Origin of the sequence: Streptomyces bacillaris, from assembly GCF_003268675.1 — a bacterium.
Classification (GTDB): domain Bacteria; phylum Actinomycetota; class Actinomycetes; order Streptomycetales; family Streptomycetaceae; genus Streptomyces; species Streptomyces bacillaris.
Window position 1 is genome coordinate 3,664,608 of the sequence record NZ_CP029378.1, and the last position, 12,923, is coordinate 3,677,530.

General features: G+C 72.8%; 12 protein-coding genes, 1 tRNA gene and 1 riboswitch. Of the genes, 9 read left to right on the forward strand and 4 right to left on the reverse strand.

Features of this window, described 5'->3' with window-relative positions:
• The first annotated feature begins 411 nt into the window (after positions 1–411).
• From DJ476_RS15615 to DJ476_RS15630, 4 genes are all read left to right on the forward strand, one after another.
• Positions 412–2,001 (forward strand): sporulation protein, encoded by a 1,590-nt coding sequence (locus tag DJ476_RS15615; RefSeq protein WP_103421204.1) that lies wholly within the window; start codon positions 412–414, stop codon positions 1,999–2,001.
• Between the two features lie 221 nt (positions 2,002–2,222).
• Positions 2,223–3,479, forward strand: coding sequence for an L-2-hydroxyglutarate oxidase (lhgO, locus tag DJ476_RS15620; protein ID WP_112490800.1), 1,257 nt, complete (start codon positions 2,223–2,225; stop codon positions 3,477–3,479).
• Entirely contained in the window at positions 3,472–4,524 is a 1,053-nt protein-coding gene (trmB, locus tag DJ476_RS15625; protein ID WP_112490801.1) for a tRNA (guanosine(46)-N7)-methyltransferase TrmB, read from the forward strand. The genes lhgO and trmB overlap by 8 nt, the downstream gene beginning before the upstream one ends.
• Before the next feature lie 173 nt (positions 4,525–4,697).
• Positions 4,698–6,248 carry a PrsW family intramembrane metalloprotease gene (locus DJ476_RS15630; protein WP_112490802.1) on the forward strand — a complete coding sequence of 517 codons (1,551 nt, stop codon included), beginning with the start codon at positions 4,698–4,700 and terminating at the stop codon, positions 6,246–6,248.
• Between the two features lie 57 nt (positions 6,249–6,305).
• Here DJ476_RS15630 and DJ476_RS15635 read toward each other — a convergent pair whose 3' ends face one another.
• From DJ476_RS15635 to DJ476_RS15650, 4 genes are all read right to left on the reverse strand, one after another.
• The gene (locus tag DJ476_RS15635; RefSeq protein WP_070200603.1) at positions 6,306–7,352 is read right to left on the reverse strand and encodes a M23 family metallopeptidase; all 1,047 of its coding nucleotides are present in this window, start codon (positions 7,350–7,352) and stop codon (positions 6,306–6,308) included.
• A gap of 11 nt (positions 7,353–7,363) precedes the next feature.
• Positions 7,364–7,518, reverse strand: a riboswitch (cyclic di-AMP (ydaO/yuaA leader).
• Between the two features lie 209 nt (positions 7,519–7,727).
• Entirely contained in the window at positions 7,728–8,957 is a 1,230-nt protein-coding gene (locus DJ476_RS15640) for a PP2C family protein-serine/threonine phosphatase (RefSeq protein WP_181006668.1), read from the reverse strand.
• Between the two features lie 147 nt (positions 8,958–9,104).
• Entirely contained in the window at positions 9,105–9,863 is a 759-nt protein-coding gene (locus DJ476_RS15645) for a MerR family transcriptional regulator (RefSeq protein ID WP_103421200.1), read from the reverse strand.
• A gap of 117 nt (positions 9,864–9,980) precedes the next feature.
• Positions 9,981–10,054, reverse strand: a tRNA-Met gene (locus tag DJ476_RS15650).
• Between the two features lie 159 nt (positions 10,055–10,213).
• Between DJ476_RS15650 and DJ476_RS15655 the strand changes: the two genes are divergently transcribed.
• The 5 genes from DJ476_RS15655 to DJ476_RS15680 all read left to right on the forward strand — a co-directional run bounded on the left by DJ476_RS15655 (position 10,214) and on the right by DJ476_RS15680 (position 12,794).
• A complete protein-coding gene (locus DJ476_RS15655) occupies positions 10,214–10,531 on the forward strand; it encodes a hypothetical protein (RefSeq protein WP_112490803.1) in 318 nt (105 codons plus the stop codon).
• Between the two features lie 265 nt (positions 10,532–10,796).
• A complete protein-coding gene (locus DJ476_RS15665; protein ID WP_318294706.1) occupies positions 10,797–11,033 on the forward strand; it encodes a hypothetical protein in 237 nt (78 codons plus the stop codon).
• A 117-nt stretch (positions 11,034–11,150) separates the two neighbouring features.
• On the forward strand, positions 11,151–11,450 hold the full coding sequence (locus DJ476_RS15670) for a hypothetical protein (protein ID WP_112492530.1): 300 nt from the start codon (positions 11,151–11,153) through the stop codon (positions 11,448–11,450).
• On the forward strand, positions 11,419–11,949 hold the full coding sequence (locus DJ476_RS15675; RefSeq protein WP_112490805.1) for a DUF6879 family protein: 531 nt from the start codon (positions 11,419–11,421) through the stop codon (positions 11,947–11,949). The genes DJ476_RS15670 and DJ476_RS15675 overlap by 32 nt, the downstream gene beginning before the upstream one ends.
• Positions 11,949–12,794, forward strand: coding sequence for a helix-turn-helix domain-containing protein (locus tag DJ476_RS15680; protein WP_112490806.1), 846 nt, complete (start codon positions 11,949–11,951; stop codon positions 12,792–12,794). The genes DJ476_RS15675 and DJ476_RS15680 overlap by 1 nt, the downstream gene beginning before the upstream one ends.
• Positions 12,795–12,923: the final 129 nt, after the last annotated feature.

The window sequence follows — 12,923 nt, forward strand, 5'->3', positions numbered from 1 at the left end:
GCGGGGAATGGAGCGGCGGTATCCCCCAGCCCACTGAGTCCAGTGCAGTGGGCCGACCCACGCGGTACCCAGCCAAGCCCCTCCCCCACGGGCCGGGCCAGAGCGCACGGCCGGGCGCACGGCCACACACCAGGAGCACGCCGCCGCCCGGCCCGCGCACCCCCGGAGCGCGGTCCCGGCGGACCGCACGGACAACAATCCCGCCATACGGACGTCTGCCCCTTAACGGTCGGGATGGGGAGAACTACGCTGTGTTTACTGGTGTTCTCGACAGGGGGGCATATTCCTCGGGGCTCGGCCATATGCGTGTGCAGGCGGAGTACGAGGGTTCGAACCTGGGGAGGCATCGGTACGAATGCCGCGCGCCGTCCTCGGTGACGCGGCGGCTGTCTGTGTGTCGAGGGGTGGCGCATGTCCAGGGAGCAACGCGGGCCGAACGAGAAGCTCGGCACGGTTCTCGCCCTCGCGGGAATCAGTAACGCCGGGCTCGCCCGGCGGGTCAACGACCTCGGAGCACAGCGCGGTCTGACACTTCGCTACGACAAGACCTCGGTGGCCCGGTGGGTCGCCAAGGGGATGGTGCCGCAGGGCGCGGCACCCCATCTGATCGCGGCGGCGATCGGGGCCAAGCTCGGCCGGCCCGTCCCGCTGCACGAGATCGGGCTCGCCGACGCGGACCCCGCGCCGGAGGTCGGCCTCGCCTTCCCCCGGGACGTGGGCGAGGCGGTCAGGTCGGCGACCGAGCTCTACCGGCTGGATCTGGCCGGGCGCAGGGGCGGCGGCGGGATCTGGCAGTCGCTGGCCGGTTCGTTCGCGGTGAGCGCCTATGCGACCCCCGCGTCCCGCTGGCTGATAACCCCCGCCGATCCGTCGGTCGCCCGCGACCCGACGGCGGCACAGGCGGCGATCCTCGGCGGCCGGGGCGGTGGCCGGGAGAGCGGCGGCGCACCCGGCCCGCGCGGGCCGCAGTCCGCGCCGGACGGCCGTGGCGCACACATCCCGCACACACCCGGGGGCGCGCAGAGCAGCTCCGGCTCGGTGCCCGTGCAGCCCGGCCCGGAGTCCGTCGCGGACGCCTCGCCGCTGCGGGTGGGCCACAGCGATGTGATGAAGCTGCGCGAGGCGGCCCAGGACGCCCGCCGCTGGGACTCCAAGTACGGGGGCGGCGACTGGCGTTCCTCCATGGTCCCGGAGTGTTTACGGGTCGACGCGGCACCCCTGCTGCTGGGGTCCTACACCGACGAGGTGGGCCGGGCGCTGTTCGGCGCGGCGGCGGAGCTGACCCGGCTGGCGGGGTGGATGGCGTTCGACACCGGCCAGCAGGAGGCCGCCCAGCGCTACTACATCCAGGCCCTGCGGCTGGCCCGCGCCGCCGCCGACGTCCCCCTCGGCGGCTATGTGCTGGCCTCCATGTCCCTCCAGGCGACCTACCGGGGCTTCGCCGACGAGGGCGTCGACCTCGCCCAGGCCGCCGTGGAGCGCAACCGGGGGCTGGCGACCGCCCGCACCATGAGCTTCTTCCGGCTGGTGGAGGCGCGCGCCCACGCCAAGGCGGGCGACGCGCCGGCGGCGGGGGCCGCGCTCAAGGGCGCCGAGAGCTGGCTGGAGCGGTCCCGGGCGGGCGACGCGGATCCGCCCTGGCTCGGCTTCTACAGCTACGACCGGTTCGCCGCCGACGCCGCCGAGTGCTACCGCGACCTGAAGGCCCCGCGCCAGGTCCGCCGCTTCACCGAACAGGCCCTCTCCCGGCCCACCGAGGAGTTCGTCCGCAGCCACGGGCTCCGGCTCGTGGTCTCCGCCGTCGCCGAGCTGGAGTCGGGGAACCTGGACGCGGCGTGCGCGGCGGGCACCCGGGCGGTGGAGGTGGCCGGCCGGATCTCCTCGGCGCGCACGACCGAGTACGTACGCGACCTGCTGCACCGCCTGGAACCGTACGGGGACGAGCCCCGGGTGGCCGAGCTGCGCGAACGGGCACGGCCGCTGCTGGTGACGCAGGTCTGAGGGGGCGGGGACGCCCGGGCCCGGAGCGGAGGGGATTCCGGGGCCGGGGTGAGGTGACCGACGGGTGGCTTCGCGGCGCCCGCCGGTCACGCCTTCGGTCGCCCCCGCCGGATACGCCGTCGGCCACGGCCTCCGGTCGCCGTGTGCGCCACGCCCTGCCCGGATCGGGTTTGAGCCCGTTGTCAGTGGGTCAGTGCACTATCGGGGTGGGAGGTGGCGTGATGATGACGCACGCGGCGTACGACTGCGATGTGCTGGTGATCGGCGGCGGGATCGTCGGTCTGTCGACCGCGTACGCCCTCCAGAGGGCCGCTCCGGGCACCCGGGTCACGGTCCTGGAGAAGGAGCACGGCCCCGCCCGCCATCAGACCGGGCGCAACAGCGGAGTGATCCACAGCGGGATCTACTACCGCCCCGGTTCCCTCAAGGCACGGTACGCGCTGCGCGGCTCCGCCGAGCTGGCCGACTTCTGCGCCGCGCACTCCATCGCCCACGCCACCACCGGCAAGCTGATCGTCGCCACCGAGCGCTCCGAGCTGCCCCGGCTGCACGGCCTGGTCCAGCGCGGCCGGGAGCACGGACTGCCCGTGCGGGAGCTGGGCCCGGCGCAGATCGCGGAGTACGAGCCCGAGGTCCGGGGCATCGCGGCGATCCGGGTCGCCACGACGGGCGTCTGCGACTTCACGGCCGTCGCCGCCCGGCTCGCGGCCGAGGTGACGGCGGCGGGCGGCGTCGTGCGGTTCGGGGCGGAGGTCGTCGCGGTGGACCGGCGCCCCTGGGGCGTGGCGGTGCGGACGGCGGAGGGCCTGGTGGTCCGCGCCCGGACCCTGGTCAACTGCGCGGGGCTGCACTGCGACCGGGTGGCCCGGCTCGCGGGCGACGACCCGGGGGTGCGGATCGTGCCGTTCCGGGGCGAGTACTACGAGCTGGCCCGCCCGGAGCTGGTGCGCGGCCTGGTCTACCCGGTGCCGGACCCGGCCTTCCCCTTCCTCGGCGTCCACCTGACCCGGGGCTTCGACGGCTCCGTCCACGTCGGGCCGAACGCGGTCCCCGCCCTGGCCCGCGAGGGGTACGGCTGGCCGGTGGTGCGCCCCGGCGACCTGCTCTCCACGCTGAGCTGGCCGGGCACCTGGCAGATCGCCCGCAGGCACTGGCGGTACGGGGCGGGCGAGGTGCACCGCTCGCTCTCGAAGTCCGCCTTCACCCGGGCCGTCCAGCAGCTGCTGCCGGAGGTGCGGGAGGAGGACCTGCGCCCGTCGCCCTCGGGGGTCCGGGCCCAGGCGGTGCTGAAGGACGGCACGCTGGTCGACGACTTCCTGATCCGCGAGGCCCCGCACACCGTGCATGTGCTCAACGCGCCGTCGCCCGCCGCGACGGCCTCCCTGCCGATCGGGCGCGAGGTGGCGCGGCGGGCGCTGCGCCGGGCTCAGGAGACGGGGTGGAAGCCGCCCGCCGTAGAATCGGGGCATTGTGTCTGAGCAGCCCCTGAACCCCACCACCGCACCGGCCCCCGTCTCCGGGACGGCCGACGAGGCCACGACGGCCGATCCACCCGCGACCGGCTCCGTGACCGACGCGCCCGCCGACGATACGCCCGTGACCGACACGCACGCGCCCGACCCCGTGGCCGAAGCGCCGGCGGGCTATACGCCCGTGACCGACACGCACGCGGCTGACGCACCCGCGGCCGACGCCACCACGGTCCACGCCTCCGCGACCGGCTCGACCGCCGCCGACCTCCCGGCCGACGAGGCCGCCGCGCTGCGGGCCGCCTCCTTCGAGCGCGCCCGTCGGCTGCGCCAGGAGCCCCGCTTCCCCGGCGGCCCCGCCGCCGACCCGGCAGGCTCGCACCACGAGCGCCGGATCCGCAGCTTCCAGCCGCGCCGCAGCCGGGTCACCACCGGCCAGCAGGAGGCTCTGGAGCGGCTCTGGCCCACGTGGGGCCTGGACATCGACGGCAAGCGTGTCCTCGATCTGGACCAGCTCTTCGGCGGCCTGCCGGTCGTCCTGGAGATCGGGTTCGGGATGGGTGAGGCCACCGCGCAGATGGCCGCCGACGACCCGGGCACCGGCATCCTCGCCGTCGACGTCCACACCCCCGGCCAGGGCAACCTGCTGGGCCTCGCGGACAAGGCGGGCTCGACCAACGTCCGGGTGGCCAACGGCGACGCGGTGATCCTGCTCCGCGAGATGCTGGCCCCCGAGTCGCTCGACGGCCTGCGGGTCTACTTCCCCGACCCGTGGCCCAAGGCCCGCCACCACAAGCGGCGGCTGATCCAGCCCGAGTTCCTGGACCTGGTGGCCCCGGTGCTCAAGCCCGGCGCGATCGTGCACTGCGCGACCGACTGGGAGCCGTACGCGGAGCAGATGCTGGAGGTGCTGACCGCGCACCCCCGCTTCGAGAACACGGCGGCCGACGGCGGGTACGCGCCCCGCCCGGCGTTCCGCCCGCTCACCCGCTTCGAGGGCCAGGGCCTGGACAAGGGCCACGTCGTCCACGACCTGCTCTTCGCCCGCGTCTGACCCCCCGCCCACCGCGCACGCTCCGGCGCACCGCCGGACAGACCGCCACCGGACAGGCCGTCACCAGGCGGACCGCCTCCTGGCCGGACGGCGGACGACGGTGGCCGAACAGCGAACCGTCCTGGCCGGATGCACGGTCGCCGGGTGTCAGTGGTCCTCGTTAGGGTCAAGGGGTGTCCGACGGTTCCGTGCAGTACCAGCAGCGGCAGCCGGCGGTCCCGGTCCTCCACGACGAGCAGCGGCTCGACGAGGTGCTGGGCGCCGTGCCGGAGCGCGGCCGGTGGAAGTACCGGCCGCGCCGCGTCGGCATGGTGTGGCGCAGCAAGGTGTTCCGGGCCGGGGCCGTGATCGTGGCGCTGGCGCTCTGCTGGCTGGTGATCCTGGCCCTCGTCCGCGAGGAGACCGGCCCGGAGGGGTTCCTCGTCGGCCTCGGCCTGGCGGTGCTCCCGGTGCCGCTGCTGATGGCCGCCTTCCGCTGGCTGGACCGGGTCGAGCCGGCCCCCTGGCACAACCTGCTCTTCTCCTTCGCCTGGGGCGCGTGCGCGGCCGCGCTCATCTCGCTCATCGCCAACTCGTTCGCGGTGCGCTGGATAGCCACCGCCACCGCCGACCCGTCGAGCGCCGACGCGTGGGGGGCGACGGTGATCGCCCCGGTGGTGGAGGAGAGCGCGAAGGCCGTCTCCGTACTGCTGATCTTCATCTTCCGGAGGCGGGAGTTCCGGGGCGTGGTCGACGGGATCGTGATCGCGGGCTTCACCGGTACGGGCTTCGCCTTCACCGAGAACATCCTCTATCTGGGCAACGCCTTCGGTGAGGACCAGCAGGTGGGCAGTTCGGGCCTGGCGTCGATGACGGCGGGGACGTTCTTCGTACGGATCGTGCTGTCGCCGTTCGCGCACCCGCTGTTCACGGTCCTCACCGGCCTCGGCTTCGGCTTCGCGGTCATCAGCGCCCGCCACCACCGGGTCCGCCGGATCGCCCTGCCGCTGCTCGGCCTGCTGGCCGCGATGGGCCTGCACGCCCTGTGGAACGGTTCGGCGGTCTTCGGCGGGCTCGGCTTCTACGCGGTGTACGCGGTCGTGATGGTCCCGGTCTTCGGGCTGCTGACCTGGCTGGCGATCTGGTGGCGCCGCCGCGAACTGCGGACGCTCGCCGCCGAACTGCCCGCGTACGCCACGGCCGGCTGGCTCACCCCGGCCGAGCCGCTGGCGCTCTCCTCGATGCGGACCCGGGGCATGGCCCGCGATCTGGCCCGCCACTGGCACGGCAGGCAGGACCGGTCCCGGGGCCGGGCGGCGGCCCGCGCGGTCGCGGAGTACGAGTCCTTCGCGACGACCCTCGCCGGGCTGCGCCGCCGCGCCCGCCATGACGCGGTGGGCCCGGACTTCGCCGCCCGGGAGCGGGAGTTGCTGCACCACCTCTGGCAGCGCCGGGACATCGCGGCCCCGGCCCTCACTCACGCGGCCCGCATGACCGGCAGCGCCCCGCGCCCGTACCGGCAGCCGATGCCGTACGGACAAGGGCAGGGCTACGGCACCGGACAGCCGCAGCCGTACGGGAACGGACAGGGCCACGGGTACGGGTACGGGTACGGCTACGCGCAGCACCAGGGCCACGGCCACGGAACCCGCCACGGCCACGCCCCCAGCCCCGGACCCCACACCTACGGCTACGGCTACGGCCAAGCCCCCGGACAGACCGGCAGCCCTGACGTCGGGGGGTGAGCGTCAGGGCTGCCGGGGTTTCGAGGGGCGGTGGTACGCGAACGGCGTACCGGGGTCTCAGACGTTGAGGCCCTTGCTGTTCAGCCAGGCGATCGGGTCCATGGCCGAGCCGCCGGCGGTGCGGACCTCCAGGTGGAGGTGGACGCCGGTCACGTTGCCGGTGGCGCCCATGCGGCCGATGGTGTCGCCGGTGCTGACCTTCTGGCCGACCGAGACGTCGATCGAGGACTGGTGGGCGTACCAGATCTCGGTGCCGTCCTCCAGCTGGAGGACGGTGCGGTAGCCGTACGAACCGGACCAGCCGGCCGATGTGATCGTGCCGCTGTGCACGGCCTTGAGCGGCGAACCGGCCGCTCCGGCGAAGTCGGTGCCGGTGTGCTGGCCGGAGGACCACATGGCGCCGGACTGGCCGTAGGTCGAGGTGATCGTGTACCCGGAGGCGGGCAGGGTGTAGCTGGCGCGGAGCTTGGCGAGGCGCTCCTCCTCGGCCTTCTTCGCCGCCGCTTCCTCCGCCGCCTTCTTCTCGGCGGCGGCCTTGGCCTTCGCCTTGGCTTCCGCCTCGTCCTGCTGCTTCTTCGCCTCCGCGGCGGCCTTCTCGGCCGCGGCCTTCTCCTCGGCGGCCTTGGCCTCGGCGTCGGCGGCGGCCTGCTGCTGCTCGGCCTGCTGGAGGATCCGGGCGCGCAGGGCCTCGCCCGCGTCGGTGGTGCCCTGCTCGGCCTCGGCGGTCGTGATGCCCGCGGAGGTGAGAGGGGCGGCGGCGGTGACCGGGGCGGCCTCGGCCTCGTCGGACATGAAGGCCCCGACGCCGGGAAGGGACTTGGCGTCGGGGAGGTTGTCCGCGATGGAATCGGGAAGGGAGATGGAGACGGGCGGCTTGGACTGGGCGGTGGCCATGCCACCCGCACCGACTGCCGCTATGACGCCGACCCCGAGGACGGTGGAGCTACGGGCGAGCCCTCGCTGCTTGGCCACGCGGTGCTTGCCGCGCACGGGACGGATGGACTCCGCGGTGGGGTTCCACTCCTCCCACGTCCGCTCCGGGCCGCCGAAGGCGTCGGCGCTCAGGGATGACGGGGCCTCAGGGGCAGGCTGGTTGGACGCCACGTGGGCGCACTCCTTTCCTTCCTTCTCGCCTACCGGGTTAGCTGACGGGTTCGGAGCAGGAAGGTCTCCTACGGGCCCCTCTGCCTCACGGTGGAGACACAGGCGTCCGATTCACCCCATGTAGGTGGTTCCCCGGTTCCCTTGCGGGATTCGGCGCTCGCGCACGGCGCCGTCCTGACGACGGCTGGGACGACCGCGCTGCGTTATCGAACGTTAATAGACAGGTGGGCCCGATTCCAAGCTGTTCCTGTTGATCATTAACGGCAGCGGCAGGGATTTACCCGCAACAACCATCCTCAACCGGACAACATGACATCGCCTCACCCACACCTCTTTTTCTGACGGTGTGTCAAACGTTATGCGGAGCGGCGCCCTTCAGTTACGCACCGTGTCATCGCCCCGGCCCACGATCTTCACCGTCGTCCGCCGCGGCGGCTGCCCCTCCGCAGGCCGGCTCACCGCGAGCAACGCCATGTCGTCCGTCGAGCGGCCGCCGGTGTGCAGCCGTACGTCGTCGGTGAGCGCCGAGAGCAGCTCCTCGGGGCCGGGGAAGATCCGGCCGCGGAGCCGGGCCGCCGGGTCGTAGAAGACGCCGTTCGCGTCCCGCGCCTCGGAGAGGCCGTCCGTGAAGGCGAGCAGCGTCGAACCGGGAGGCATCTCCCACTCGTCGGACCGGTCGGGCCACACCCCGAGGTCCATCCCCAGCGGCATCGCGGGCACGCTCGGCGCGAGGACCTCCAGGGACCCGTCGGCGTGCAGCAGGATCGGCTCGGGGTGGCCGCGGTTGACGAGCCGCAGCGAGGCCGAACCGGGCGGGATCTCGGCCAGGACGGCGGTGATGAACCCCTCCATGGCGTCCAGCCCGTACCGCCGCGTCCCCTCCCGCGCGAGCGCCCGCTCCAGCCGCTGCGCCACGCCCTCCAGGGACCGCTCCTGCTCGGCGGCCTCCCGGAACGCGCCGATGATCACCGCCACCGCCTCCACCGCGTCCAGCCCCTTGCCGCGTACGTCCCCGACGACCAGGCGCAAGCCGTACGGGGTGTCCGCCACCGCGAACAGGTCCCCGCCGACGAACTCGTCCGCCTGCGCCGCCTCGTACCGCGCCGCCACCTGGAGCCCGCCGATCCGCTCCGCCGGGGTCGGCAGCACGGCCCGCATGGCGGTCTCCGCGATGACCCGTGCCGAGGCCAGCTGCTCGTTGCTGCGGCGGACGACCCCGTTGATGACGAGGGCCAGGACGGCGGCGGTGAGCACCGTGATCATCTCGATGACCGGGACGACCTGGGTGGAGGTCCCGTCGGAGAGCCGCATCGCGATGACGGAGAGGATCGAGGCCACTCCCGTACGGATGGTGCTGGCGAGCGAGAAGAAGGGCGCGGCGATCAGCGGCGCGGCCACGAACAGGGGCACGGCGGTGAAGTTGGGCGGGGCCAGCGAGTCGAAGAGGAGCCCGCCGCCGATCAGCAGCACCGGCAGCAGCCGGACGAACCGCCGGGTCCCGGGGCTCTGGGCCACCACCGGCTTCCCCCGCCCCGTGGAGCCGGGCGTGGCACGCCCGGGGATACCGAGGCTCCCCATCAAGCGTCCGCGCCCCTTCTCCGCCATCCCCACCACCTGTGCACTCCTGCCCGGTCCGGCCACGGCTGCGGACGGTACCGCGCCCCGTCCAGGCTTCCCGGAGCCGCGCCGTGCGGCGACTCGTCATCGGCCAAATAGGGGGAAGCGGGCCCTTGTGCGGACGGCCCCCGTCGGTCAGTCGGAGAGCCGGTGTTCCGCGTGGATCGTCAGCGCATCCCGTACGAAGGCGGCGGTGCCGTCCCCGTAGCGATCGTAGTTCTTCCCGAAGCGGGGATCGGCGACGTACATCTCACCGAGCCCGATGACGTACGAACGAGTGAGCCCGGAGCCCGTCCCCCCGGAGGAGGCCAGCCACGCACAGTGCCGCCGGGCGACCTCCTGGGCCTGCTCGCTGCCGGGCCCGGCACCGGTCTCCCGGACCCGCCCCCAGTCACGGGCGATGGCCTCGTGCTCGTCCAGGAAGGCCCGCTTCCCCTCCTCCCCCAGCGAGCGCCACCACCGGTCGCCCTCCTCGTACGCCGCACGCCCCCAGCGCTCGGTCACCTCCCGCTCGTGCGCGGTGTGGTCGAAGCCGTCGAACACTTCCTCGGCCATGAGTTCCTGCCCCTCCTCCGTCTTGTGGAGAGTGGTCCGCACCGAGGCGATCTGCCGCCCGATGCGCGCCTGCTCCTGCTCGAGCAACCGCAGATGCGCCCGCAGCGCCGCCCCCGTGTCCCGCTGCCCTTCGAGTACGTCCTTGATGGCGGGCAGTGACAGCCCCAGCTCCCGCAGCAGCAGGATGCGCTGCAGCCGGACGAGGGCGTCCTGGTCGTAGTAGCGGTAACCGTTGCTCCCGACCCGGCTCGGCGCGAGGAGACCGAGGTCCCCGTAGTGCCGGAGCGTGCGGCTCGTGGTGCCGGCTCTTCTGGCGATTTCCTGGATGGACCACTCCATGCCGGAAACGCTAGATCTTTACGTAACGTCAAGGTCAACCCGGAGAGGCCGGACCCTCGGAAACGACTCAGGCCCGGTACGCGATCGGTGATCTGCGTACCGGGCCTGAGCCTTCAGTAGCGGGGACAGGATTTGAACCTGCGACCTCTGGGTTATGAGCCCAGCGAGCTACCGAGCTGCTCCACCCCGCGTCGATGAACACAACTCTACGCCATCGGAGAGGGTGCTCCGACCACTTCTCCGTCGGGGCCCCCACACCCTGACGGCCCCACCGCGAATCGCCGCCGGAGGCGGGGCCACCAGTCCTGCCAGCACCACGGCCATGTACTCCCACCAGTCGCCGCAGGGATGTGGACGTCTCCACCGCGACGGCGACAGAGGCCCCCGTGGCGGAGTTGACGAAGAAGGCGGTTCAGGAGGCGGTGTGGGAGGCGCCGGACACCGCGCCCGACCGGAAGACGCGGCCCACGCGGTGGGCGGCGAGCTACCTGCGGGCGATCTACGGGCAGGTCGCCACCCTCCAGCGGACGGTGACGGCGCAGACCGCGGCGATCACGGCGCTGGCCGGTCAGGTCGGGAAGGGCGCGGACACGGCCACCGTGGTGGCCGTGGTGCAGCAGGCGATCCGGGACGCGGTCGTCAAGGTCGACGTCGACATCAACACCTGAGGAGAAACGATCATGCAGAAGCTTCTGCTGGACCTGGCGGAGCGCTCCGCGTGGACGGGTGCGCAGGCCGCGCTCGGCTTGGCCGTCGTCGAGCTGGCCGACGTCCCGGTGTGGTGGGCGGCCCCGGTCGCCCTGGTCCTCGCCTCCGCGAAGTCGTGGGTGGCGGGGCGGCTGGGGCGGAAGGGCACGGGTCGACGCTGCCAGCGACAGCCGACCCGGCATCCCTGCCACGGGGGTGTAGGTGGTGACGCCGCAGGACCCGGGGGTGAACATCCCCCTGGGGCAGATGTACCAGGAGGTGCGCGGGTTGGCCCAGGCGACGTCCCGCGTCGAGGCCAAGCTCGACGGGGTGCTCGACGAGACGAAGGACATCCGCAGCGATGTGGCCGACCACGAGGTACGCCTCCGCACTCTGGAGCGGGCCCGGTGGCCGCTGCCCACGATCGGCGTCCTCGCGGGCGTCGGCGGTGCTGCGACCGGGCTCCTCGCCCTCCTCCGCTGACCGAACCCCGGCCCCCACTGCCTCGCGGCGGTGGGGGCTTTCGTCATGCCCCGGGGGCGGCTGGCTCGGTTTCATCTTCCGGCGTTCCGGCCCGCTGGCGCCCTCAGCAGTTGCACGATGGTGCGGTACAGCCGTAGAAACTCGCGCAATTCCCAACCGGCAGAGGCGGCCACGACCTTACATTTCATCGCAAAGGACCCGGAGACGAACGGCGATCACTGCCCGACCATCTGGTTCGACGACGAGGCAGGGGAGTTCGTGATCCAAGGATGGAAGGCGGACGCAGCGCTTCAAGCGAAGTGCCTGGACGCCGGGCCGATCCCCGAGAACGAGTCGGTTGTACGCCTGCCCGTCCGCATGGCCGAGGCCCTGAAGGAGGTACTCGATGCCGCAGCGCGCGCTGCCGCCGTTCGCTGAGCTCCTGGCGCAGTGCACTACCTCGGCCGTGCACCTGGAGACGCGCGACGTCTACGCGGTCGACGAGGAGGACCAGGACCTGAAGGCCTGGCGAGCGGGCGAACAGGCGGGCACCGCCGACCGGGCAGCGTGGTGGGGCGCGTTCCACGACTCGGTCGCTGACGCCGTGAGTCGCGGTGTCGCTGTCCAGCGTGCGCGGGTCATCTCAACGCCGGCCACGGAGTACATCCGGTTCGAGCACTCGTGCACGCCACGGAACCTCGCAGCGGGAGAGGACGTCCGCTGGCTCCCGCGCGACCAGGCGCTCGGGCTGCTCCTCCCGGCCCACGACTACTGGCTCTTCGACGGACAACTGATCCGCTGGCATCACTTCGCCGGGGACGGTACGCACCTCCGTGACGAGCTGGACGAGAGCCCGGTGTCGGCGGACCGCGCCGGGCAGGCCTTCGCGGCGGTCTGGGAACGGGCCGTGCCGCACGCGGAGTTCGTGCTCGACTGATGGCAGCCTCCTCGTCAGCCCGCGTCCAGGAGGCGCGCGACCGGATCGCGTTCCGGCTGCGCGGCCTCCGCGCCGACGCGGGCCTGACGGGGCAGCAGCTGGCAGAGCGCACCGGCTGGCAGGGCTCGAAGGTCAGCCGGTTGCAGAGCGGCCGGTCCCAGCCCAGCGACGAGGACATCCGGGCCTGGTGCCGGGCGTGCGGCGCGGAAGACGAGGCCGCAGACCTCATCGCGTCTGCTCGCCAGGCGCAGCAGATGTACACGGAGTGGAGGCGCGTCCAGGGGCGCGGTCTCAAGGGTGTGCAGCAGGCCCGGACGCCGCTGTACGAGCGGACCAAGGTCATGCGGGTGTACAGCTCCAGCGTGGTCCCGGGGATGCTCCAGACGCGCGCGTATGCGGCTGCGCTGCTGTCTGAGATCGCCCGCTTCAACCGAACGCCGGATGACTCAGGCGCGGCAGCGGACGCCCGGGTGGAGCGGTCCCGGGTGATCCGGCGCGCGGGCCGGCGCTTCCCGATCCTGATCGAGGAGTCTGTCCTCCGGCGTCAGGTCGGCAGCACGGAGACGATGGCCGAGCAGCTCGGGTATCTGCTCCAGGTGGCTGCGCTGCCGACGGTGACTCTCGGGATAGTGCCTTCCAGGGCCTCGACTATGTGGCCGTTGGAGACGTTCACGATCTTCGACGAGGAGCAGGTCGGGGTGGAGCTGCTGACGGCGGCGATCACCATCACGACGCCCTCGGAGGTCGCGCAGTATCTCGCGGCGCACGACGAGCTCAGCGCCGGTGCGGCGCACGGGCCTGCGGCATTGCGGCTGATTGCTCGGGCGGTCTCGGGGCTCGCGTAGAAACCGATAGAAACTCTCGCCCCAGGGCGGCCGGGCAGCCCTACGGTCGGCGTATTCCTCACCGACTGCAACGGGGGGCTTACCCGTGATGACGATCAAGGTGTACGAGGTGAACCGCGACGGGTCACC

Bases quoted from the DNA above. Each gene is read 5' to 3' on its own strand.
- lhgO (WP_112490800.1), top strand. From the start codon at position 2,223: ATGATGACGCACGCGGCGTACGACTGCGATGTGCTGGTGATCGGCGGC.
- DJ476_RS15615 (WP_103421204.1), top strand. From the start codon at position 412: ATGTCCAGGGAGCAACGCGGGCCGAACGAGAAGCTCGGCACGGTTCTC.
- DJ476_RS15670 (WP_112492530.1), top strand. From the start codon at position 11,151: ATGGTGCGGTACAGCCGTAGAAACTCGCGCAATTCCCAACCGGCAGAG.
- DJ476_RS15680 (WP_112490806.1), top strand. From the start codon at position 11,949: ATGGCAGCCTCCTCGTCAGCCCGCGTCCAGGAGGCGCGCGACCGGATC.
- DJ476_RS15640 (WP_181006668.1), bottom strand. From the start codon at position 8,957: ATGGCGGAGAAGGGGCGCGGACGCTTGATGGGGAGCCTCGGTATCCCC.
- DJ476_RS15645 (WP_103421200.1), bottom strand. From the start codon at position 9,863: ATGGAGTGGTCCATCCAGGAAATCGCCAGAAGAGCCGGCACCACGAGC.
- DJ476_RS15675 (WP_112490805.1), top strand. From the start codon at position 11,419: ATGCCGCAGCGCGCGCTGCCGCCGTTCGCTGAGCTCCTGGCGCAGTGC.